Here is a 24,947-nt window from a genome sequence, read left to right on the forward strand (position 1 = left end):
TTTCTCTCGACAATTTTCCTCTTTTTTTCCTCTATATTTTATGATAGAATGAGTACGCTGTAAATATGCAGCAGTTATTTTATACTTTATTGATATTAGAAAGAGGTATCACATCATGAAGACCAAACGAGAAGATGTAAGAAATATTGCGATCATCGCTCATGTAGACCACGGCAAGACGACCCTGGTAGATGAGCTTTTAAAGCAGAGCGGCGTATTCCGTGAAAATCAGGAAGTGGCGGAGCGTGTCATGGATTCCAACGATATCGAGCGGGAACGCGGCATCACGATCCTGTCCAAGAACACTGCCGTATTCTACAAGGGCACCAAGATCAATATCATCGATACCCCGGGACACGCGGATTTCGGCGGCGAGGTGGAGCGTGTGCTCAAGATGGTCAACGGTGTCGTCCTTGTAGTGGATGCCTTCGAGGGCGCCATGCCACAGACCAAATTCGTACTGCGCAAGGCACTGGAGCTGGATCTTCCGGTCATCGTGTGCATCAACAAGATTGACCGTCCCGAAGCTCGCCCGGATGAGGTGATCGATGAAGTGCTGGAGCTGTTCATGGATCTGGACGCCTCCGACGAACAGCTGGAATGCCCCTTTGTCTATGCGTCCGCAAAGGCAGGTGTGGCCGTGCTGGATCTGACGGACGAGGAAAAGAACATGGAACCACTGTTCGAGACGATCCTGAATTATATCCCGGCTCCGGAGGGGGATCCCGACGCGCCCACCCAGGTCCTGATCAGCACCATCGACTACAATGAATACGTGGGCCGCATCGGCGTGGGCAAGGTGGATAACGGTACCATCTCCGTGAATCAGGAGGTGCTCCTGATGAACCACCATGACCCGGACAAACAGCAGAAGGTCAAGATCAGCAAGCTCTATGAATTTGACGGATTGAATAAGGTAGATGTAAAGGAAGCAGGCATCGGTTCCATCGTTGCCATCTCCGGTATCTCCGACATTTCCATCGGAGATACCCTGTGCTCCCCCGAGAATCCGACCCCCATCCCGTTCCAGAAGATTTCCGAGCCTACGATCTCCATGCAGTTCATCGTCAACGACAGTCCCTTCGCCGGACAGGAGGGCAAGTATGTCACCTCCCGGCATATCCGCGACCGTCTGTTCCGGGAGTTGAACACCGATGTCAGCCTCCGGGTGGAGGAGACGGAAAACGCGGACAACTATAAGGTTTCCGGACGCGGGGAACTCCATCTGTCCGTACTGATCGAGAATATGCGCCGGGAGGGCTATGAATTTGCGGTCAGCAAGGCCGAGGTGCTGTACAAGACCGATGAAAACGGGAAAAAACTGGAGCCCATGGAAGCCGCGTTCGTAGATGTCCCCGACGAATTTACCGGCACCGTCATTGACAAGCTCAGCCAGCGGAAAGGGGAGCTGCAGGGCATGAACAGCATCGGCAGCGGATATACCCGTCTGGAATTTTCCATCCCGGCCCGGGGGCTGATCGGATACCGAGGCGAATTTCTGACCGATACCAAGGGAAATGGGATCCTGAACACCAGCTTTGACGGCTATGCTCCATACAAAGGAGACATTCAGTACCGGAAGCAGGGTTCCCTGATCGCGTTTGAGACCGGCGAGTCCGTCACTTACGGACTATACAGCGCCCAGGAGCGGGGCACCCTGTTCATCGGCCCCGGCGAAAAGGTCTATTCCGGCATGGTGGTGGGGCAGAACGCGAAAACGGACGATATCGAGCTGAATGTCTGCAAGACCAAGCACCTGACCAACACCCGGTCGTCCAGCGCGGATGAAGCCCTTCGTCTGACCCCGCCTCATATCCTGAGTCTGGAGCAGGCGCTGGATTTTATTGACACGGACGAGCTTCTGGAGGTCACTCCGAAGTCCCTGCGCATCCGGAAAAAGATCCTGGATTCCAGACTGCGCAAGCGCAGCAATCAGAATAATCCGAAATAACGAATCTGCTCCGCGGCCGGAGCAGAAAACAAGATCCGCAAAGGAGGCAGCCGGACAATGAAAGAATATATGACTTTATTTTTAAAGCGTCTGACCAATCTTCTGGAGTACGTCATCGCACTGCTCCTGGCAGCCGGTATCCTGATCATGACTGTCCGGCTGATCCTGACCTTCGGCAATCTGTCGGATTTTAACAAATATCCGAACTATGACGATCTGCTGACCACCTGCTTTAACCTGGCCATCGGGATCGAGATGGTGCGCATGCTCTATTTCCATTCCCCGCAGACCATGTATGAGGTTCTGCTTTTTGCCATCGCAAGGCAGATTATCATCGACCATTCCTCCCCGATCAACAGCCTGATCGGCGTGGTCTCCATCGCCATCCTGTTTGCCACCCGCAAGTTCCTGTTCGTGACTTTTGACGAGTCCGACAAGATTCTCTTCCGTGCCAGCCAGAAAGTGCGAAGCGTCAACCGACTCATCCATCTCAACCTTCCCTATGAGGAGAATGAGACGCTGCGGGATATCCTCCTGAAAAAGCTGCAGGAAGAGGATACTTATCCGGGGGTCGGCGCATGCATCTACTTCCCGGACTGTGCCCTGCGCATTGCCAAGATCACGGATGGGAAAATTACAAGAATTGAAGTGATTCGTTCTATACATTAACTCCTTTTCATGTTATAATAGTGACAAGTCTAATATGAGTAAAGGAGTTGATCTGCATGAAATTTATTATCAGTGGAAAAAACATCGAAGTAACACCCGGACTGAAAAGCACAATTGAACAAAAACTCGCAAAACTGGAAAGGTATTTCACTCCTGAAACCGAAATCATCGTAACGCTCAGTGTGGAGAAGGAACGGCAGAAGATCGAGGTCACGATCCCCGTGAAGGGCAATATCATTCGTTCCGAGCAGACAAGCAATGACATGTACGTATCCATTGACCTGGTAGAAGAGGTGATTGAGCGTCAGCTCCGTAAATATAAAAACAAGCTGGTCGCGCGCAGCCAGGGACATCCCACCGCTGCAGCCTCTCCAAGTAATTTTAAAAAGGAATTTTTCGAGTCCGAGGAAGACTCCGAAGAAGACGGCGAGATCCGGATCGTCCGTACCAAGAAGTTCGGGATCAAGCCTATGTTCCCCGAGGATGCCTGTATCCAGATGGAACTGCTCGGACATAATTTCTTCGTATTCAGCAACGCGGAGACTGACGAGGTCAATGTAGTCTATAAGAGAAAAGACGGAGCCTTCGGCCTGATTGAGCCTGAATTCCATTAAGAACCGCGGCACACTAAAAAACAGCCCCCAGCAAGCTCATCACTTGCTGGGGGCTTTTTTATACGAGTGTTGGGCACAACAGGAACCTCAGAGAAAAGCCGCGTATGCAGAGGATCATCTGCGCAGCGGGCGTGTCTGGGGTCTGCTGTGCCTTAAAATATCACCGCCTCGCCTTCCTGATAAGCGAACCTGCAAGCCCGTTCCCGCCGTACAGCAGCCTGGGCATTGGTCGCTTCCGTGACTGCCTTTATAAACGCCTTCTCTTCTCCAGCCGCAACCAGAGTGGAAAGAGTCACCGTCTCCGCGTAATCCGCGTCAACCGTGGGAAGGCCGCGCTGAGCCAGAAGGTACTGCAGCTTTCCCAGCCCGGAATAATCCGTCTCGATCTTCAATTCATACCCGTCTATCTTCGTAATCAGCGTACTTTCGGCAATCCCCGCCTGAGCCGACTGGGTATAGGCACGCACCAGACCGCCGGTTCCAAGCAGGGTTCCGCCGAAATATCGGGTCACCACCACAAGGACATTTTTCAGGCCATGCCCCCGGATCACCTCCAGGATCGGTTTCCCGGCTGTCCCTCCCGGTTCCCCATCGTCACTGAACCGTTCCTGGACCTGTTCCTCTCCGATCACGTATGCCCAGCAGTGATGGCGCGCGTCCCAGTACTGTTTCTTAATATTCCCCAGAATCTCCGCCGCCTCCTCTTCCGTTTCCACCGGAAACACCTCCCCGATAAAACGAGATTTTTTTTCTACGATCTCCCCTTTTCCACATTCATACACGGTACGGTAATCCATCTCTCTCAAACCTGCCTTCCTGTCTGTGGGCCTGCCGCATAAACAACCGCGGCATTTTTCGACAACTCCTAACACCTCTCCGCAATCTCATACAGCAGCCGCTCCGAGTCCTCCCATCCAAGGCAGGGATCCGTGATGGACCTGCCGTAAACGTGATTGCCGCAGCCAATGTCCTGGCGGCCTTCCTCGAGATAGCTTTCGATCATCACGCCCTTTACCAGCCTGCGGATCTCCCGTGAGTGCGCACGACTGTGCAGTACCTCCTTCACGATCCGAATCTGCTCCTTATACCTCTTTCCGGAATTGGAATGGTTGGCATCAATGATGCAGGCCGGGTTCGCCAGCTTCCTTTCCTGGTACATCTCCCACAGCCGCATCAGGTCTTCATAGTGGTAGTTGGGCAGTGTACGCCCATACTGGTTGACGCCGCCCCGCAGGATCACATGGGCGTACGGGTTTCCGCTTGTGGTCGCGTCCCACCCGCGGTACAGGAAATTATGGCCGTGCTGCGCCGCCACAACCGAATTGAGCATCACAGAAAAATCTCCGCTGGTAGGGTTCTTCATCCCCACCGGAACCTCGATCCCGCTGGATACCAGGCGGTGTTGCTGGTCCTCCACAGAGCGCGCGCCCACAGCCACATAGGATAAGATATCGGACAGATAACGGTAATTCTCCGAGTAGAGCATCTCGTCCGCGACCGGAAGCCGGAACTGCTCCAGCACCCGCATATGCAGATGGCGGATCGCAACCAGGCCTGCCAGAAGGTTCGGCGCCTTCTCCGGATCCGGCTGGTGGAACATCCCCTTATATCCTTCCCCCGTAGTCCGCGGCTTATTGGTATAAACCCTCGGTACAATGATCACTTTCTCCATGACGGCCTCCTGGACCCGCACCAGACGACTGATATAATCGCATACAGCCTCCTCATTGTCCGCCGAACACGGTCCGATGATGACAATAAAACGGTCGCTTCTTCCACTGATGGCATCCTGCAGCTCCTTGTCCTTCTCCTCCTTACATTTTGCCACCTCCGCAGACATCGGATACAGTTCCTTGATCTCCTTCGGGGTCGGCAGTTTCTTTTCCATTATAAAGCTCATACTCTCTTCCTCCTTGTGTTTTCAGCATCATGTATCTGTGTCAGGCATTACGGCAGTGCTTCATAAAAGACATAGCCAGAGGTGCCGCGATCCGCGGCCTGACCGTCCGCGGATCGCAGCCCGGATGCATCTCTGACTATGCCTTTTTCCTCTCTGTTTATTCCGTTGTAGAGCTGTCAGATCCTCCGGAGGATCCCGATGTGGTTCCGCCGGAAGTGGTTCCGCCCGAAGAGCTTCCTCCGGTTGTACCGCCGGTACTTCCACCCTCACCGTCAGACGAAGAACCGCTTTCGGAGGTGGTTGAATCCCCGTCACCCTCCTTATCATCGTCTTCCTTTTCTTCCACCACAGGAGCCCGGTAATGTCCGGAGCAGCTCACCGTAGGCGCATTTTCCGCAAAATATTCCGTTAAGGCCGGACAACTGCTGGTCGCCAGAAAGCCTGTCTGCTGACAGATCGTTTTCTGCTGGATGGTCGGCGGCATGGTAAATTCCTGACGCTGCAGGCCTTCGTGCACCCGATTCATGATGTTTTTCCAGAGCACTTCATGCCATACCTGGTTATAGATATTTTCCATCGGCTTGCCGCAGTCGTATCCGCCCCATACGGAAGCCGTAAAGTACGGCGTATATGCGGAAAACCACAGGTCGCGGCTGTACTCTGACGTACCGGTCTTGCCTGATACCGGCATGTTGTACATCTGCGCCGCCGTACCGGTACCTCTGGTGACCACATCCTGCATGGCGCTTGTCAGCAGCGCGGCCGTCGTATCCTTAAGCACCTGATGGCTGTCCTTGATCTCGTTATCCAGCAGTACATTGCCGTCATGATCCAGAACCTTGCTGTACAGGACCGGTTTGATATACGTTCCGTTGTTGGCAATGGTCGCATAGGCTGCCGTCAGCTCCAGATTTGTAACACCCAGGGTCAGACCGCCGAGGGCGGTTGGAAGCTGGACATCGGTATAGTCCGGATACGCCGGATTATCATAATTCACGATCGTAGTAAATCCGAAATTGATCAGATAATCATAGCCCAGCTGAGGAGTGATCGCCTGCAGGGTCTCCAAGGCACATACGTTCATGGAATGCAGGATGGCGTAGCGCACCGTCGCGCTGCCCAGATAAATGCCGTCCCAGTTGTTCGCCTTCTTGTTCGGATCGTTAGGATATTGGAAAGGCCCCTTATCCGGAATCGGAGTCGCCAGTGTATATCCCGCCGCGTCGATGGCCGGCGCATAGGCAGACAATGGCTTAAAGCAGGATCCCGGCTGCCGGGTGGAATCCGTCGCCCGGTTCAAAGAAAGGCTGGCCGTCTTCTGTCCTCTTCCGCCGACCACAGCCAGAACCTCTCCGGAATGCTGGTCCATGAGCACGACCGAGGTCTGGGGCTGAGGTGTGATATCCCTCCACTCTTCTACGGTATCCGCTTCCGTGATCCCCAGCGTGGATTTGTACTCGTTGATCGCCTGCTCCGCCTCCTCCGGCGAGGAGAACAGCAATGCGTACTCCCGTCCCCACGCGCCTTTCACATACTCTTCCAGCATCTCCTTGCTATAATTCTCAATCTCTCCGTTTTCCCGGTAAATCGTCAGCGCAAAATCCAGGCCGTACTCTGTCCCCGGGGGATAAACCGCACTGTTGGCAACCTCCTCGTCGCAGATTGCCTGGATCCGAAGATCCTGGGTAGACGTGATATCCAGGCCGCCACTGAGAACCGTGGTCTGGGCCTGCGCCTCCGTATAGCCCTTCCGCTCCTGAAGATCCTGGATCAGTTGCGCGTAGAGCTGATCGTTAAAGTAGGAATAGGGCGTTGTATTCTGCACCGGCGGTGTCTGGACAATCCGCTCATAGACCGCGTCCGTATCGGCCATCGCCTCGTCATAGGCCGCCTGGGAAATATAATCCTGATCCAGCATATGATCCAGCACGTCCTCCCGACGTCCCCGATTGGCTTCCGGGTGGAGGATCGGGTCATACCCGGACGGGCTTTGGGTGATCCCCGCGATCAGAGCGCTCTCCGAAAGCGTCAGCTCCGACACGTCCTTGCCGAAATACCGCTCCGCCGCGCTCTGCACTCCGAGGCAGCTCTGCCCCAGATTGATGGTATTCATATAGGCTTCCAGGATCTCATCCTTGGACATCTGCTTCTCGATCTCTATGGCAAGGAACTGCTCCTGGATCTTTCGCTCCAGCCTGTCATAAAATGTCTTTTCATCCATGAAGTTGATAAATACATTATTTTTGATCAGCTGCTGGGTCAGGGTACTGGCTCCCTCATCAAAATTACCTGATGTGATTCCCTTTACCCCGGCTCGGATGATACCCTGAAGGTCGATCCCGTTATGCTGGTAAAAACGCTCGTCCTCAATAGCGACGAATGCTTTGCCCAGATAATCCGGAATCTCTTCGATTGATTTATAAACACGGTTGGAGCCGGCCCGTAAAAATTCTTCCGTCTGCGTCCCGTCCTTCGCGCGAACCACCGATATATAGCCTGTTGGCTTGACCTGGGAAGGAGTCACGGTCGGGCTGTTGTCAAGGATCTTCTTTACAAAATAACCCACACCTCCGACACCAACCACCGCAGTCAGAAGGACACAGATGATCAGGGCCTTGAAAAAACGGACTCCCACCCGCTTTTTCTGCATATTTTTTTTCGAGGAGATCTCTTTTTTTCGTTTCTCCAGATGTTCTTTTCCGTAATTCATGAATCCTGCCCTCCTTTATACATGATTTTTATTATATTTGTCACCAATTTTCGCCAGAAAATTGATGACCTGCTTGCGCTTTGGCGCAATACATATTATACCAAATTTGTTTTTCTAAATAAAGAAAAAAAACAAAAAGTTCATATATATCAGGAAATTTAAGAAAATCTTTCGAATTCATACAAAAAACCTGTCATCGACAGGTCTTTTGTATGAATAAAAAGTATACGTTCTGACGCACACCTGCGCCGAAGCACATCTGCTACATTTTCCTTCTCAGGCATCCAGCATCATCTTTGCCGATCCGCAGATCCCGGCATCGTTGCCCAGTGTCGCCAGCTTAAATTCGATTTTCCGGTTTGCAAAGAACGCTTTTTCCCTGTAGGGCTTTTCGATAAACGGAATCAGGATCTCTCCTGCCTTGGATACTCCGCCGCCGATCACGATCACGGCCGGATCCGCGATCACGGCCAGGTTGACCAGGCCGCTGGCCAGATATTTTCCAAATTCCTCCGCCACATCGATAGCCACCGTGTCTCCTGCCTTTACCGCATCGAATACGTCCTTTGCCGTAACGCTCTCTTTCTTCAATGCCGTTTCCCGGGTATCCCACTCCAGACGTTTCTTCGCCAGCCGTACGATCCCGGTGGCGGACGCATACTGCTCCAGGCATCCGTGGTTTCCGCAGCCGCAGGTATCCGGTTCATCGTAATTCACACAGAGATGGCCCACCTCGCCGCCTGCGCCGTGTTCTCCTGTGATCACCTTTCCATTGATGATCACGCCGCCGCCGACTCCGGTGCCCAGGGTGATCATCACCATGTTCTTCTGTCCGGCTCCGCCGCCCTTCCACATCTCGCCGAGCGCGGCCACATTGGCGTCATTGCCGATGACAGAGGTGATGCCGGTCAGCTCTTCCAGCTCCCGCTTGACCTCCTTGTAGGTCCATCCCAGGTTGGCGCTTCCGTTGACAATGCCGTCTGCCGTCACCGGTGCGGGAACCCCCACTCCGATCCCGATAATGTCCGTTTTTTCCAGTCCGTGCTCCTTCGTCTTCTCCAGAATGGAGACTGCAATATCCGGCAGGATCTCCTTCCCCTCATCCTCGACCCGGGTTACGATCTCCCACTTGTCCAGGATATTACCGTTCTCCTCAAATAACCCCATCTTTACCGTTGTTCCGCCGATATCTACTCCATAACAATACTTCATGACACGATCTCCTATCCCTTTTTCACAAGATTCTCCTGTACCCGCTTGTACAGCTCCTGAGCCGCGTTGTAGCCCATCTTCTTCTGCCTGTGGTTGACAGCCGCAGATTCCATGATGATCGGAAGATTCCGTCCCGGACGGATTGGGATGCTGTGACAGACCACCTTATTCCCTAAAAATTCCGTATAGTTCTCTTCCAGCCCCAGACGGTCGTATTCCTTATCGCGGTTCCACTCCTCCAATGTGATCACCAGATCGATATTCTGCGTCTCACGGACACACTGCACACCGAACATGGACTTCACATCCACGATCCCGATTCCCCGAAGCTCGATAAAATGCTTCGTGATATCCGGCGCCGAGCCGACCAGTGTGTCGTCACTGACCTTCCGGATCTCCACCACATCATCCGTTACAAGACGGTGCCCCCTCTTGATCAGCTCCAGAGCCGCTTCGCTCTTTCCGATTCCGCTTTCCCCCATGATCAGCACGCCGACGCCGTACACGTCCACCAGCACACCGTGGATCGTAATGCAGGGAGCCAGCTTCACGTTCATCCAGCGGATCAGTTCCCCCATAAACGCACTGGTCTGCCTGGACGTCTGCATGACAGGAATATCTCTGCTCCGGGCCAGCTCCAGAAGCTCCTCTTCCGGCTCCAGATTCCGGCTGAATACGATACACGGCACCTGGCGCGACAGCAGTTCATCATAGATCTGCTGCTTCCGGTCCTCCTCCAGTGTCTGCAGATACGTATATTCCACATATCCGACGATCTGCACCCTGTCATACGCAAAATGATCAAAAAACCCCGTAAGCTGTAATGCCGGCCGGTTTACTTCCGGAACATTGATCCGCTTATTTGCAAGATCCACATCAGGAGTCAGGTTCTTTAACCCCATTTTCTCCGCCAGCTCGCTAATCTTAACGCCTTGTCCCATCTTTACTTTTTCCTTTCTTGAGAACTGTCATACAGAGGCCGCCGCCCGCGGCATCCTGCTCTTTCCCGCAGGCCGTCCGCCGATAGGGCGGCGATTCCATGCTCCCCTCCAAAACAATTCTTTTCTTTTCACAGCGGGGCTTATTCTGCGCTCCGCCTCCTGCATCTTATAGTATATCATTAATGAAAGAATTTGTACACGGATTCTGCCGCTTTTTCATTCATTTCCGGAATCTGTGCCAGACGTTCCGCTGTGGCTGCCTTGATCTCATCCAGAGAAGAGAACTCACGCATCAGTGCCTTGCGCCTTGCGGGCCCGATCCCCGGAATATCGTCCAGTATGGAATGGACCTGCCCTTTGCCCCGGAGCTGCTTGTGGTATTCAATGGCGAATCGGTGGGCCTCATCCTGGATCCGGGTAACCAGGAGAAATGCCTGGGATGAGCGGTCAATGGGAATCTCTTCATTCCGGTAATACAGTCCCCTGGTCCTGTGGTGATCGTCCTTCACCATGCCGCATACCGGAATATCCAGATGCAGCGCGTCCAGAACCTGCAGCGCCACATTGACCTGTCCCTTGCCGCCGTCCATCAGGATCAGATCTGGAAAGGACGTAAATCCTCCCAGTTCCCTGCTTTCCTCCCGTTCCCGAAGTCCGTGGGTAAACCGCCGGGTGAGCACCTCCCGCATACTGCCGTAATCATCCGCGCCCTTGATCCCCTTGATCTTAAACTTCCGGTAATCATTCCTTTTCGGCTTTCCGCGTTCATACACCACCATGGAGCCTACAGATTCGAATCCATTGGTATTGGAAATATCATAGGCCTCCATCCGGGTGATCCCCTCAATCCCCAGCAGCCCGGCAATCTCCTTCACCGCCCCGATGGTCCTCCCTTCCTCCCGTTTCAACCGTTCCTTATCCTTGCTCAATACGAGCCGGGCATTGTTTACCGCCAGCTCCACCAGCTTTTCCTTGGTTCCTTTTTTCGGGATCCGAAGCGTCACTTTCGTGCCCCGCTTCCCGGAGAGCCACTCTTCGATCAGCTCCCGATCCTCCGGCTCCTCCGGCAGCACCAGTTCTCCCGGAATAAACGGTGTTCCTCCGTAATACTGCTTGATAAAGCTGTCCAGGATGCTCCCGATGGATTCATCTTTGGAAATCCGAAGGTAAAAATGGTCCCTGCCGATGAGCCTTCCGCCCCGGATAAAAAAGACCTGAACCACCGCGTCTTCGCCTTCCGTGGCCGCCGCCAGGATATCCCGGTCCTCCCCGCCGGTGTCCGTGATCTTCTGCTTCTGAGCCACCTTCCTGACGCTGTTCAAAAGCTCCCGGTATTCGATGGCCTTCTCAAATTCCATGGCTTCCGAGGCCTCATTCATCTTCGTCTCCAGCTCCGAAAGGATCCCTTCATAATGCCCGTTCAAAAACCGGGTCACCTGGGAAACGGCTTTTGCATATTCTTCCCGGGAAATGAATCCCTGGCAGGGCGCGTCGCACTGATGGATATGGTAATTCAGACAGGCCCTTTCCTTTCCGATATCCCTGGGCAGGTTCCGATTGCAGCTCCGGAGATGGTACAGCTTGTGAAGCAGCTCGATCGTATCCCGCACCGCCTGGCCGCTGGTGTAGGGCCCGAAATATTTTGCCTTATCCTTCACCACATTCCTCGCCAGCATCACCCTGGGGAACGACTCACCCACCGTCACCTTGATAAAAGGATACGCTTTATCGTCCATCAGCATGGTATTATACTTCGGCCGATGCTCCTTGATCAGGTTGCATTCCAGCACCAGGGCTTCCAGCTCGGAATCCGTCACGATATACTCAAACCGCCGGATATGGGTCACCATCTGCTCAATCTTGATCCCCTTGTTCCGACTGGACTGAAAATACTGCCGTACCCGGTTCTTCAGGCTGATCGCCTTTCCTACATATATAATGTGGTCCTTTTCATCATGCATCAGGTACACACCCGGTTTGGCAGGCAGCTTTTTTAATTCTTCCTCAATATCAAAATTATATTCTTCCATAGCCTCGTCTTTCACTCCCGCATCCCTCCAAAAAAATCAGGCAGAGATGTCTGTTCTTATCCCTGCCCGTTTTTGAGAACCTGTAAATAACAGTTACAGATCCTTACCAGCCTTGTATATCCGAGTCCTCTTTTTCCTCTTTTTGCTCAATCCTCTCTACCGGACGCATCGCGATCCGGTTTTCCTTCTTTTCTTTCCCTTCTTCGGATTCCAGCGGTTCCGGAATCCCCTTCACCTCCCGGAAAATCTTCATAAATTCTTTTCCGGTGATCGTCTCCTTCTCGATCAGGAATTCCGCGATCTTATCCAGCGCTTCCCGGTTCTCCTGGAGCAGGCGTTTGGCTTCCTCGTATGCCTTTTTCAGCATCAGCATCACTTCCGCGTCGATCTCCGCCGCCGTAGCGTCCCCGCAGTTCATCACCGCGCGGCCGTCCAGATATCGGTGCTGAACGGATTCCAGGCCGATCAGGCCGAACTTTTCAGACATCCCGTACTGGGTGATCATCTCCCGGGCGATCTTGGTCGCCTTCTCGATATCATTGGATGCCCCGGTGGTGATCGTCTCAAACACGATCTCCTCCGCCGCGCGGCCTGCCAGCATTCCCACCAGCATAGCCTCCAGCTCCTTCTTGGTATTCAGGAACTTCTCTTCCTCCGGCGTCTGCATCACGTAGCCCAAAGCCCCCATGGTCCTGGGCACGATGGTGATCTTCTGCACCGGCTCCGCGTCTTTTTGCAGGGCGCTGACCAGCGCATGGCCTACCTCATGGTAAGACACGATCCGTCGCTCCTCCTCGCTCATGATGCGGTCCTTCTTCTCTTTTCCGACCAGCACCACTTCCACGGCATCAAACAGGTCCTTCTGGCTGACCACCTGCCTGCCGTTCTTCACGGCATTGATGGCTGCCTCGTTGATCATATTGGCAAGATCGGATCCCACGGCTCCTGATGTCGCCAGCGCAATGGCTTCCAGATCCACCGTCTCATCCATCTTCACATCCTTGGAATGTACCTTCAATGTATCTACACGTCCCTTTAAGTCCGGCTTATCCACGATGATCCTCCGGTCAAACCGCCCCGGCCTCAGAAGTGCCGGGTCCAGGATCTCCGGACGGTTCGTCGCCGCCAGGAGCAGCAGTCCCTTGTTCGTATCAAATCCGTCCATCTCCGCAAGGAGCTGGTTCAATGTCTGCTCCCGCTCGTCATTGCCGCCTCCCATAGCGGTGTCACGGCTCTTCCCGATGGCGTCCACCTCATCGATAAAGACGATGCAAGGCGCCATCTGCTGTGCCTGCTTGAACAGGTCCCGGACACGGGACGCGCCCACGCCCACATACATCTCCACAAACGCGGAGCCGGAGAGGGAGAAAAACGGCACCTTGGCCTCTCCTGCCACAGCCTTTGCAAGCAAGGTCTTACCGGTTCCCGGAGGCCCCACCAGCAGGGCGCCCTTAGGCAGCTTCGCTCCGATGCCCGTATATTTTCCCGGGTTATGGAGAAAATCCACGACCTCCTGCAGGGACTCCTTAGCCTCGTCCTGGCCGGCCACGTCCTGGAAGGTAACACCGGTCTCCTTCTCCACATAGACCTTGGCGTTGCTCTTGCCGATCCCCATCATGCCGCCGCCCTTGGTCATGTTGCGCATCACGAAGCTGAATAAGACTCCCAGCAGCAGAAGCGGCAGTATCACGGTGATAAAGATCTCCATCATCATCACCGACGCCGTATCCGGAATCGTCTGTTCGTAGTGTACACCGGCTTCATTCAACCGATCCGGCAGCTTATAGTCCTGTACTACCCCGGTAAAATAGTCCGGCGCCCGCTCCTGATCGTCCCGCTGTCCGGTGGCTTCCTCCATCTGGTTCAGAAGATTGTCCCGCATATCCTGGAACTGGTCTTCTACCTGAGCCTCCGCGTCTTCCCCTTCTTTCTTCTCTTCTTCCTTTTCCACGCCTTCCTTTAACGTAATGTAGATGCGGGAGGATTCCAGTGTAACCTTCTCTACCTTCCCTTCCTCTACCAGACTTAAAAATTTATCATAACTGATCTCTTCCGGATCTCTGTCCTGCATCAGTGAATAAAGCCCCATTACAACAAAAAGGGTCAGCAATGTCGTGAAAAGGATCACGCCCCATCCCTGCCGATTGTTTCTGGGATTATTCTTATTGTTCTTGTTATCCATCCTGCTCCTCCTAAAATGGTTACTGTTCACTCCCTGATCAGGTGTTCACAGTAACGGCACCGTGTGAACAGCAGCCATAAAATCCACTGCCACTTCTATATTATAAGTACAGGTTCGGTATAAATCAACTAAAAGATTATGAAAATATTGTAAAAACGCAGGTTTTTGTTGTATACTAAGACATGTATCGCAATTTTGTAACTGTTAAAAGGATTGAGGACAATATAATGAAAACAGGATTTGATAACGAAAAGTACCTGCGCACACAGTCGGAGCATATCCGGCAGCGCATTGAACAGTTCGACCACAAGCTGTACCTGGAATTCGGCGGCAAGCTGTTTGATGATTACCACGCTTCCCGCGTGCTTCCGGGGTTTGCCCCGGATTCCAAGCTGCATATGCTCAAGCAGCTCAGCAACCAGGCGGAGCTGATCATCGTCATCAGCGCGAAAGACATTGAAAAAAATAAAATACGCGGAGATTTGGGCATTACCTATGACTCCGACGTTCTGCGTCTGATCGACTCGTTTCATGAACACGGTCTCTATGTGGGCAGCGTAGCCATCACACAGTACTCCGGGCAAGACAGCGCCCTTCTCTTCCGAAGACGGCTGGAGAATCTGGGCATCCGCGTCTACCTCCACTACCATATCCCGGGATATCCTTCCAACATTCCGCTGATCGTCAGCGAAGACGGATTCGGAAAAAATGAATATATCCAGACCACCCGTCCGCTCGTCATCGTTACAGCCCCCGGACCAGGAAGCGGAAAGATGGCCACCTGTCTTTCACAGCTATATCATGAACACAAACGCGGGATTCATGCAGGCTATGCCAAGTTTGAAACATTTCCCATCTGGAACATTTCGCTGAAGCATCCGGTGAATCTTGCCTATGAGGCTGCCACCGCAGACCTGAACGACATTAATATGATCGATCCGTTCCATCTGGAGGCCTATGGGGAGACAACGGTCAACTACAACCGGGATGTGGAGATCTTCCCGGTACTCAATACCATTTTTGAAAAAATTTATGGAAAAAGTCCTTACAAATCCCCCACGGATATGGGCGTCAACATGGCGGGAAACTGCATCTCCGACGATCAGGTCTGCCGGGATGCCTCCTGCCAGGAGATCCTCCGGCGTTACTATGCGTCCCTCAATTCCCTGTTAAAGGGGAACTGCATGGAGGAGGAAACCCAGAAGCTGGAGCTTCTGATGAACCAGGCCGGCATCACCACCGCGGACCGGAAGGTAGTCGCGGCTGCACTGGTGCGCGCGGAGCAGACCGGGGCTCCGGCGGCCGCGCTGGAGCTGCCGGACGGACAGATGATCACCGGGAAGACCAGCAGCCTTCTGGGCGCATCCGCGGCCCTGCTCCTGAATGCCATTAAGGAGCTGGCAGGGCAGCCTCACGATCTGGACATCCTTTCTCCGGAGTCCATCGAGCCGATCCAGAAGCTGAAGGTGGATTATCTGAAGAGCAAGAATCCGCGTCTCCATACGGACGAAGTCCTGATCGCCCTCTCCGCAAGCGCGGCCACCAGCCAGGACGCGCGCCTGGCCCTGGAGCAGCTTCCCGCGCTGGAAGGCTGTCAGGCCCATACATCCGTTATGCTGTCCGACGTGGATATCAAAATCTTTAAAAAGCTCGGGGTCCAGCTCACCTGCGAGGCAGTGTATGAGGCGGGGTCGCGGTATCATTGATTTCTGCAGAGATTGCTGACAGCCTTCGGCATTTTGGAGGCAGATGCCCCATTCAAAAAAATACTGTATTTTTTTGTCAGGATGGTGTATACTTGGTAACTGTTTAAAACAGTCGTGCATTTTTTACATTTCACACATAAGGGAGGAAGCCATGGCAGTAAAATATGTATTTGTAACCGGCGGGGTCGTGTCCGGCCTCGGAAAGGGTATCACAGCAGCATCTCTGGGCCGGCTTCTGAAGGCGCGCGGGTATACCGTCACCATGCAGAAGTTTGATCCCTATATCAATATGGATCCGGGAACCATGAACCCTGTCCAGCACGGAGAGGTCTTTGTCACCGACGACGGCGCGGAGACCGACCTGGACCTTGGGCATTATGAGCGTTTTATCGATGAAAGTCTGACCCGCAACTCCAACGTGACTACGGGCAAGATCTACTGGTCCGTCCTGCAGAAGGAACGCCGGGGAGATTTCGGCGGAGGCACCGTTCAGGTCATCCCTCATATCACCAATGAGATCAAAAGCCGGTTTTACCGCAATCCCTCTGCTTCCGGCACGGAGATTGCCATCATTGAGGTGGGCGGAACCGTAGGAGACATTGAGAGCCAGCCCTTCCTGGAATCCATCCGTCAGTTTCAGCATGAGAAGGGGCATGAAAATGTGATCCTGATCCATGTAACCCTGATCCCGTATCTGAAAGCATCCCAGGAAATGAAGACCAAACCCACGCAGGCCAGCGTGAAGGAGCTGCAGGGGATGGGAATCCAGCCGGATATCATCGTCTGCCGTTCCGAATATCCCCTGGACATCGGCATGAAGGACAAAATTTCCCTGTTCTGCAACCTTCCGGCTGACCATGTGCTGCAGAATCTGGATGTCAACTACTTGTATGAGGCTCCCCTTGCCATGGAGCAGGAGCGTCTGGCAGAGGTTGCCTGCGAATGTCTCCACCTGGATTGCCCCCAGCCGGATCTGAAGGACTGGGTTGAGATGGTGGAGAAACTGAAGCACCCTACGCAGGAGGTCACGGTGGCTCTGGTGGGAAAATATATCCAGCTCCATGACGCTTATATCAGTGTGGTGGAAGCCTTGAAGCACGGCGGGATCTACAGCCACACCACGGTCAATATAAAGTGGGTGGATTCCGAGACAGTTACTGCGGACAATGCGTCGAAGATCTTTGGAGATGTCAGCGGGATCCTTGTTCCCGGCGGCTTCGGCACCCGGGGCATTGAGGGCAAGATCGAGGCCATCCGCTATGCCAGAACCCGGGGCATCCCGTTCCTCGGCCTGTGCCTGGGTATGCAGCTCTCCATCGTAGAATTTGCCCGAAATGTGATCGGATACAATGATGCCCACAGCATGGAGCTGAAACCTGACACTACCCATCCGGTCATCCATATCATGCCGGAGCAGATCGGCATCGAGGATATCGGCGGCACCCTGCGGCTTGGTTCTTATCCCTGTATCCTAAAGGAAAGCTCCAAAGCCTTCCGCCTGTATGGCAAAAAAGAGATCCAGGAACGGCATCGGCACCGCTATGAGGTGAACAACGATTACCGGGAAGTGCTGGAAAAGCACGGTATGCTGCTGTCCGGCCTCTCACCGGACGGAAATATCGTGGAAATGGTTGAGATTCCGGAGCATCCCTGGTTTATCGCAACCCAGGCGCATCCGGAGCTGAAATCCAGGCCGAACCGCCCGCATCCGCTGTTCAAAGGATTTGTTGAGGCCGCGCTGGAAAGACAGGCGAAAAGCGTCTGAACATAGAAAAAAGAAGGAGTAGGCTGGAGGATCTAAAAAGTCTCCAGCCTACTCACTTATTCTACTTTTTTTCTATGCGACCTTACATATTTCTGCATGTGCCGCGCCGCCCATGCCGCAAACAGCCCGATCAGCAGACCTGCCAATACATCTGTAGGATAATGCACACCCACATAGAGTCTGGAAAATGCAATCATCGCCGCAAGTATCACCAAAGGAATGCCGAATTTCTTCGGCAGCATCCGCCAGTACACTCCGGCCGCCGCAAATGACGCACAGGTATGTCCGGACGGAAAGGAATAATCCCTCTGCTTTTCAATCAGAAGCACCAATCCTTCTACGACTTCATAGGGCCGGGTACGCGCGACCAGATTTTTCAGAGTTACATTCGTGATCAGTGCTCCGATCACGATTGCCGCCAGCGATGTGATCCCGATCCAGCGGGTCTGTCTTGGAACCATCAAAAGGAGGGACAAGGCGATCCAGAACCATCCGGAATCCCCCAGCATTGTAATCCCTTTCCAAAATCCTTTCATCCAGTCCTGCCGGATATACTCCTGAATCCATAATAAAATATTTCCATCCAGGTTGATCAAAAATTCCATCTTCTCTGCTCCCTGTTCCTCTTCCAATATATTTTCCAGATTAAGCCTCCCGCAATCACAGCTCCGCCAAAAATGATCATGGCCGCGTATACATACCAAGACAACATGTCTCCTGTCCCGACCGCCTGGCTTGCGCCTGCGTACAGTGCGTTGCGTTCCTCAATGCTGGTCGTCGCAAACGGCACCAGTCCGCCGATTGCGTTCATAATCGCTGCAGCCGCCTGATCCACTTCCTCCTGCGCGGCATAAGAGTCATCCAATACGGCCTGCCCTTCCTTCATTGCCTGTTTCAATACACCAAAGCTTTCTGACGTATAGTCCGCTTCCTGATATCCTGCCGCAAGGTTCAAGACCTCCTGCAGCTGGGTTTTATCCACCTGGGGACGCACTGTCCCTCCGGAACCGCCTTCCCCGCCGCCAGGGTTTTCCGGCTGTTCAGGCTGTTCAGGCTGTTCAGGTTCCGGCGTTTCCGGGTCGGCCGGTTCTTCCTGATTTACCGGAATGATCGGCACTGCATTCGGTGCTGCTGCCGCAAGCTTCTCTGCATTCCTCCCCTGTACCTTTCGGAAAGATCCCGGCACCACGCTGATATAGAGCCCGGAGCCAGCATGAGCTCCGGCAATCTCTGTCAGCATCACGGTTCCCAGTGCCAGGCTGTCCGGCGCTTCCCCTTCTTCCGAAAAAAGCGGTTCGGTTCCCGCAATATAGATCCGCAGGATTCCTGTTTCCTTCTGGTAGCGCTGTTCTGTGATTGCTGCCCTTGCCTGGAGTTCCTGGCTCCAGCTAAAAGTCAGATTTTCAATCTGCTCCAATAGATCCTGCCCCACAGGATTGCCGTCCTGATCCGAGATCTGCAGTCCCAGCTGGAGAGACGCTACCTTCTCCTCGGCCCCGCCCGAAACAGAAACTGATACATTTACATTGTTCCCATCTTCCTTGAGCCTAACCTCGTCTCCTGCTGCCAATACCCGCAGCGGCAATATTGCGGTCATTGCAAACACCGCCGCTATAAATCCTGTAAAATATTTCCTCATGTCCCGCTCCCCTTATCGCTGTTTCATGTACTCCCGCTCTGCGACAATGATGTAAGCTCGATCAGCGGCATTTGTTCCATATTCTTTGCCGGCATGATCTCGAACATCGAATCACTGACAAGCCTCTGTCCTGCATTGGTCCCGGCGTCATCCACACGGTACAGTTCTGCCCGGACTTTTTCCAGCTTGCTAAGGTCTATCATATGATCCGGTTCTATCCAGTATACCCAGGTTCCGTCTGAAACGTCCTGAATATTTCCCGTATCCGGGACCTCGGCAAGAATGATCTGGTTTGCATTGACGCTGCCGTCTGTGCCTTCCCCGCCGACGATATTGCCGGCCTGGTCATAAAGGATCACTACGTTGTATGCCGGATTTCCTTTATATACCCCGGTAAATACCAGCGAGCCGGCCGGAATCTTACTGCCCTGACTGTCATAAATGAAATCCTTTGTCAATTTTCCGATCGCCGCCCTATGATCCCCTTCGGTACGCCGGAAGTCCACGTCATCTCCAGTCACTCCCAGCACATCCAGCTCGGCGATTCCAATCTCCCTGCCCGCCTGGTTCTTGATGGCCAGCTTGACTGCCGTAGCCTGATAGCCGGCAAGATTGTCATTGTTCTCCTTCCTGCCGCTTCCAAAATACACGATCTGCGGATCCTCTGACTGATCAAACGTACCGCTCACCGCTTCTTTCCATTGGCCGCTGCTTTCCCGCACAAAGATCGTATAGTCCCTGATGGGATTCACTCCCGCCGCAGGTGTATACTTGAAGCCTGTGACCGTATGAGTTTTATGAAACTCCATGATCACCTCTGCACCGGCCCCTGCCGTGCCTGCGTAATTGGTCGCCGGATCATCGTCCGCCGCGTGTTTGATCGGATTCTCCACCGCAGAACCGCAGATCGTATCCTGATCGTCGGTTCCCATTCCGCTTCCGATCTCTTCCTCCGTCTCGCTTCCGGTTCCAATTCCGTTTCTGGCTTTACCCTCAGCTGCGGTCAGATCATTGGAGCTGACCGTCCAGTTTGACTTGTCAATGCTTCCGTCATGCTGGATCTTCAATTCCCCTGATAACGCCGGCGCGGAACGGTTCAGATATTTGTCGATCACCGTAACCTGATAGCTCACTACACGGTTATTCATGGTTGTTACATGATCGCTAAAAGAACCCGTGGTCGTAAATCCTGCCACTTCCTCCAAGACCTCTCCTCCAGATGTTGTACAGCGTACGATCTCATAACCCAGGATATCCTCCGCCGGGATCGCTGCTGACAATTGGAAATTCACCTGATTCGGTGTTTTCTCATCAAGCTCTGCGGAAATGATGTTTACCGGCTGTGTATTTCCGGTTCCGTCCAGACTGCTTCCGTTATTGGTCAGCCTGTATACGCGCGCCTCGTCATTTACATAGCAGATGGCCCTTGTCTCCGGAGCGAACTGCTGTGCGTAGGCCCTCGTCCCTTCATTCGGCGTCATGCCCCAGCGCTCGAAGAACTCCAGAAGATCCTTCTCCGCCGCCGCACAGGCCAGGCGCATCAGATTCTGATCCTGGTCCCCCGGCAGAGTCAGCTCAACCCCACCCGGCTTCGGCGCCCTGGAAGGTGTCCTTGCATAAGTATCCACTCTTGCAAAGAACAGATTCGCAAGCTGCGTATCATACTCATCATACGTCTTAAAGTTATATCCGTTATCATAGGCCAGATGAAGCTGCCAGTACATTCCCAGCTGGGTAAATACATTCGAAGCGCGTCCCTTCGTACCCGAAGTCACCTTCTTGTAAACCTCGTCATACTTGAACCGCACACTGTCATTTGTCTCTTTCGCCTGGGCAAGCACGGAAAAATAGTTATTAGTGATCTCCGCAACCGCATAGCTGCCCTGGTTGATGCAGTGTCCGATCTCATGCGCAATCCCCCATCCGAAATAATTTCCACTCTGGTATCTTCCCTCTGGATCTGCCGACAGCGAATTACCGGATACCATACCCGGCGCGGAACCCCATTCGATTCCGATGTGGTTGCCGGCCGCATACATAAATGCCCCCGCAAACATCCGCTGGTACCGGATGTTCAAATGCCTGGACGGATAGGTGTCTTTCACATCCACCGCCGTTCCATCCGCTTTTTGGGTATTCTTTGTCAATCCCTTATGCTGATAGAACAGATGCATCATGTTCTCCATCGCCTCCGCAGACGTCAGGATCCTTTCTGCATTTCCTCCGGACCCTTTCAAAATCTGCGATGCCGGAAGGGAAAGCATCATCGTATCAAGCATCATATCCGATGCCCCCAGTATGCATTCGCTCTCTTCATAATTACAGTCCACAGAAGCCAGCTTGGAGCCTTTATGCAGCTTCTCATGCTGTGCCTCCATGCCCTCTACATATGCCTGCAATTCTTCCACATATGTCTGCGCACGTTTCTGCCGCTCGGCCGCGTCAGTCACCTGATACAGATCCAAAAACGGGACTTCCGCGCCGCCGCTCACACGTACCGCATACTGGTCCGAAGCACTGCTGCCTGTATACTGCACATACAGCGCGCCCCCGGCCTCGCCCTGAACCGTGGAAAGCTGTGGAATCGTAACATCATTTCTTCCGATCTTCAGGTTCGCCGCCTGCTTGAACATGGAGCCGGACTCCGCATGATACTGTGTCGCAATCAGCTGCAGATTCGTACTTTCGCCGGTTTTCTTCGTATTATGTCCCACATAAACCGTAATCTCTTCCCCTGCCGCTGCCGTGACTCCAAGAGGCTGCCACGCGTTCAACCCTCCGAATCCCCGGTTTGCATCCTTTGTCGTAATGCTGTTGTGGATATATACCGACCGGCTTAACTTCGCGTTCAGAATATCCTCAGCTGTCTTGAGCTCCCTTTCCAGCTTCTCCCTGTCCGGATGATATTCCCCGCTATCCGGATCTTTGGTATTGATCCGCGTTCTGAGCGCGTCAATCGTCGCCTGCGTCACACCACTTTTTAACTCCGTATGTAAGTCATTGACATAGAGCGCCATAATATCATCTTCCAGAGAATCATAATGGTAGAAATACACCTCCGAACACGTGATCGAACCAGAAGCGAGGCTGCGGCTGAGGCCGAACTGGATCTTCTTGACTGTCACAGCCTCCGGAAGCCTGAGCATATAGTACACCCGCTTCTCCGAATCCATTTTTCGCTGTACAGACACCTGATGATTCACAAACTCTTTTAAATTTCCGTTCGCGTCCCAGCATTTTACCTTCGCATATCCATACGAAAGGCTCTGCGCTGTTACCTCCTGCAACGCAAAATACTGCATTTTATATTCTTGGTCAAATTCATAGGTCAAACCGTTTGACCCCAGATTATTAAATCCGCCGTCATCCCAGGTGTTCCGCAGATAGTGGGATACCGGGTCATTATCAACCGTGCCCCATGCAGTCTTGGTTCCCGCCGCATCGAATGCGCTGTCCTGCATCGTACCATTCTGTGTATAGTAAGCCTCTTTGATATGCTCACTGACCTCTCCCTCTGCAGCCCGGTTAAGCAGCTTATACTTCGGCATCTGTGCCGGGTCCGGGGAGGTCGTTTCCGCTTCTCCGGTCAGGGACGGCTTTCCTTCGCCCAGCTCATTGACTCCTGTCACATAGACCTCATAGCTTGTCCGGTCTTTCAGGCCGGTGATCGTATATTTGTTTGCGGAACTGCCTTCTATTTTCTGAAACGAACCTTTTCCGCTCTCCCGGTAATACAGATTGTAGCGGTCCGTGTCCTCCATATTTTTCCAGGTCGCGTCTATGGCTCTGTACGCTCCCGTAACTCTCAGGTTATCCGGCGCGTCCGGTTTTTTATCCGCTTTTGGAACCACCTTGACCGATTCGCTGTAGCCGCTCCTCCATGCGCCGTTTACAGACTGCACCGATACCGTATAGTCCGTATTATTCACAAGCTTCCCTTTTTGGAAGGACGAGATCCTCGCGCTGTTTCCCTTTACGGAAACCGTGTCTGACTTTTGTTCTCCTTCGATTTCCGTTGTGATCCGGACCTCATAGCCCGTCACATTCACGCAGGGATCCCATGTCAGGTCAAACTGCTTATTTCCCGCCTGCGCCGACAGATTCTGCGGGATATCCATCTGCGGCTCCGGAATACGGCTCTCCATGTCGTTCAGAAATTCCACCTTGGAGATCTCTGCAAGGTCATTGTTGTTCCGCATCCCCATGATCTTCAGCGTAACCTTCTTCACCGCGGTCTGCGCTCCAAAGTTGATCGTGATCACGCCGCTTTCATTTTGAGCCGCCTGCACGGTGTCGTAATTCAGCAGAAAGTCAACACCCTCTTTCAGGGGAATCTGAACCGTATCCACCTGGCCTTCTTCCACATAAACAACATCGATCTGCATGTCACTGATCGAATCATTGTTTCCCGTATCGATCGCCATGCCCTCGATCGGAATCCCTTCCTCCCCGGCAAAATCAAAGATCACAGACACCGGCTGGGTTCCCGAGATGGGACTGCCATATTTGGTCGAAAGCGTCACGCCCCCTTCATTTTTAAGCAGGGCGTTCAAGTCGCCTGACACCTCCGTATCCGCGTCCGCTTCCATCGTCACCGCTTCTGCCGGCACTAATTTTACCACGGAAGAGCTGCCGTCTCCGTAAAATCCATATCCCTTTGCCAAATATTCCAGATCCGCCAGGTCTACCCACGCATCCCCATTCAGATCCAGGTTCGGATTTTCATGCCGGGACGCAGCCTGCTTTTCCGTATCCCGCTCTCCGGCGTCTATGGCATCCACCAACAGATCCCGGTCTGTATCGTCGATCACACCGTTTCCGTCCACGTCTCCCACCAGAAGAAGGCCCGGATGCACGCTGCCCGGCTGATCATAGGCAAAGCCGCTGACCATTCCCGTGGTCAGTGTCAGAGCATACGCCCAGTCCTCTACCGCAATCTCCTGAGTATAGGTAGCAAAGCCCGGAGCCGCAACCGTCAGTACATAAGTCCCCGGTTCCAGGTCTTCAAACGTCACATCGGCCTGGGATGCCCGACCATTCTGTCCCTCCTGATCCGCAGCCAGTACCACCCGCTTCGGTTCCTGCCCGGTCAGGGAAACGGTAAAGCTTATATCCTTACGCAGATCCAATGCGGAAAGGATCTCCACATCGACCTGTCCCCAATTCCCGGCGTTCCCGCTTCTCTCTTTTAGATCCTCCTCATCCTGCCCTTCTTCGTCCTGTTCCTCTTCCTCCTCCGAATCATCTTCCTGACTGTTCTTGTCCCCGGTGTCAGAAGAGATTCTGTTTGGATCCGCCGTAGAATAGGAACCATTTGTGTTCTCTCCAGATCCGTCTTCTTCTGCGCCTTCTCCGTTTGGAGCGCCTGTTTCCTCACCGTGCTCCTCATCCGCACTTTTATCACCATGTTCTTCTTGAGGTATCCACCCGTTTTCCCCTGTTTCAGTCCCTTCCTGCCATTCCCCTTCCCCGGCAGCTGGATTGCTCCCCGCAATCTCCGGCTCCAATGGTTCAGCAAAAGCATCGACACACAGAGAAAAAACGAGAATCACCGCAAGCAGATATGAAACAATCCGCTTCATACTCCTCTCCTCTCTTTGTTTTGCTTCGCAGCGGTTCACCCATCCG

At 53.3% G+C, this 24,947-nt stretch carries 15 protein-coding genes; 5 read left to right on the plus strand and 10 right to left on the minus strand.

What is annotated here, in order from left to right; translation table 11 throughout:
• Positions 1 to 115 precede the first annotated feature (115 nt).
• From typA to hpf, 3 genes are read left to right on the plus strand one after another with little or no spacing between them, the layout of a single operon-like run.
• Positions 116 to 1,951 carry a translational GTPase TypA gene (typA, locus tag ACTOY7_RS03530; protein WP_160281522.1) on the plus strand — a complete coding sequence of 612 codons (1,836 nt, stop codon included), beginning with the start codon at positions 116 to 118 and terminating at the stop codon, positions 1,949 to 1,951.
• A gap of 57 nt (positions 1,952 to 2,008) precedes the next feature.
• A complete protein-coding gene (locus tag ACTOY7_RS03535; RefSeq protein ID WP_482670423.1) occupies positions 2,009 to 2,620 on the plus strand; it encodes a transporter in 612 nt (203 codons plus the stop codon).
• 56 nt (positions 2,621 to 2,676) lie between these two features.
• Positions 2,677 to 3,234: a ribosome hibernation-promoting factor, HPF/YfiA family gene (hpf, locus tag ACTOY7_RS03540; protein WP_160281520.1), complete on the plus strand. Its 558-nt coding sequence runs from the start codon at positions 2,677 to 2,679 to the stop codon at positions 3,232 to 3,234.
• Positions 3,235 to 3,386: 152 nt separating this feature from the next.
• On the opposite strand, the gene ACTOY7_RS03545 is transcribed toward hpf, so the two are convergent.
• The 7 genes from ACTOY7_RS03545 to ftsH all read right to left on the minus strand — a co-directional run bounded on the left by ACTOY7_RS03545 (position 3,387) and on the right by ftsH (position 14,209).
• Entirely contained in the window at positions 3,387 to 4,031 is a 645-nt protein-coding gene (locus ACTOY7_RS03545) for a YigZ family protein (protein WP_482670435.1), read from the minus strand.
• Positions 4,032 to 4,099: 68 nt separating this feature from the next.
• Complete coding sequence (locus tag ACTOY7_RS03550) at positions 4,100 to 5,134, minus strand: 3-deoxy-7-phosphoheptulonate synthase (protein ID WP_160281519.1); 1,035 nt, start codon at positions 5,132 to 5,134, stop codon at positions 4,100 to 4,102.
• A 157-nt stretch (positions 5,135 to 5,291) separates the two neighbouring features.
• A complete protein-coding gene (locus ACTOY7_RS03555; RefSeq protein ID WP_300884614.1) occupies positions 5,292 to 7,844 on the minus strand; it encodes a transglycosylase domain-containing protein in 2,553 nt (850 codons plus the stop codon).
• Between the two features lie 276 nt (positions 7,845 to 8,120).
• On the minus strand, positions 8,121 to 9,056 hold the full coding sequence (locus ACTOY7_RS03560) for an ROK family glucokinase (RefSeq protein WP_160281517.1): 936 nt from the start codon (positions 9,054 to 9,056) through the stop codon (positions 8,121 to 8,123).
• Positions 9,057 to 9,067: 11 nt separating this feature from the next.
• Positions 9,068 to 9,997 (minus strand): HPr(Ser) kinase/phosphatase, encoded by a 930-nt coding sequence (gene hprK, locus ACTOY7_RS03565; protein ID WP_160281516.1) that lies wholly within the window; start codon positions 9,995 to 9,997, stop codon positions 9,068 to 9,070.
• Between the two features lie 179 nt (positions 9,998 to 10,176).
• Complete coding sequence (uvrC, locus tag ACTOY7_RS03570; RefSeq protein ID WP_482670434.1) at positions 10,177 to 12,027, minus strand: excinuclease ABC subunit UvrC; 1,851 nt, start codon at positions 12,025 to 12,027, stop codon at positions 10,177 to 10,179.
• Between the two features lie 103 nt (positions 12,028 to 12,130).
• Positions 12,131 to 14,209 carry an ATP-dependent zinc metalloprotease FtsH gene (gene ftsH, locus ACTOY7_RS03575; protein WP_482670422.1) on the minus strand — a complete coding sequence of 693 codons (2,079 nt, stop codon included), beginning with the start codon at positions 14,207 to 14,209 and terminating at the stop codon, positions 12,131 to 12,133.
• 227 nt (positions 14,210 to 14,436) lie between these two features.
• On the opposite strand from ftsH, the gene ACTOY7_RS03580 reads away from it, so the two are divergent.
• Together ACTOY7_RS03580 and pyrG are read left to right on the plus strand one after the other, a co-directional pair.
• Complete coding sequence (locus ACTOY7_RS03580) at positions 14,437 to 15,915, plus strand: DUF1846 domain-containing protein (protein WP_160281514.1); 1,479 nt, start codon at positions 14,437 to 14,439, stop codon at positions 15,913 to 15,915.
• Positions 15,916 to 16,066: 151 nt separating this feature from the next.
• Positions 16,067 to 17,680, plus strand: coding sequence for a CTP synthase (gene pyrG, locus ACTOY7_RS03585; RefSeq protein WP_160281513.1), 1,614 nt, complete (start codon positions 16,067 to 16,069; stop codon positions 17,678 to 17,680).
• Positions 17,681 to 17,736: 56 nt separating this feature from the next.
• Here pyrG and ACTOY7_RS03590 read toward each other — a convergent pair whose 3' ends face one another.
• Genes ACTOY7_RS03590 through ACTOY7_RS03600 form a run of 3 tightly spaced genes read right to left on the minus strand, consistent with a single transcriptional unit; the run spans position 17,737 to position 24,901 of the window.
• Positions 17,737 to 18,285 (minus strand): phosphatase PAP2 family protein, encoded by a 549-nt coding sequence (locus tag ACTOY7_RS03590; protein ID WP_482670421.1) that lies wholly within the window; start codon positions 18,283 to 18,285, stop codon positions 17,737 to 17,739.
• Entirely contained in the window at positions 18,273 to 19,319 is a 1,047-nt protein-coding gene (locus tag ACTOY7_RS03595) for a hypothetical protein (RefSeq protein ID WP_482670420.1), read from the minus strand. Before ACTOY7_RS03595 ends, ACTOY7_RS03590 begins: the two co-directional genes overlap by 13 nt.
• Before the next feature lie 23 nt (positions 19,320 to 19,342).
• Positions 19,343 to 24,901, minus strand: coding sequence for a fibronectin type III domain-containing protein (locus ACTOY7_RS03600; protein ID WP_482670419.1), 5,559 nt, complete (start codon positions 24,899 to 24,901; stop codon positions 19,343 to 19,345).
• Positions 24,902 to 24,947: the final 46 nt, after the last annotated feature.

This window comes from Schaedlerella sp., from assembly GCF_056796775.1.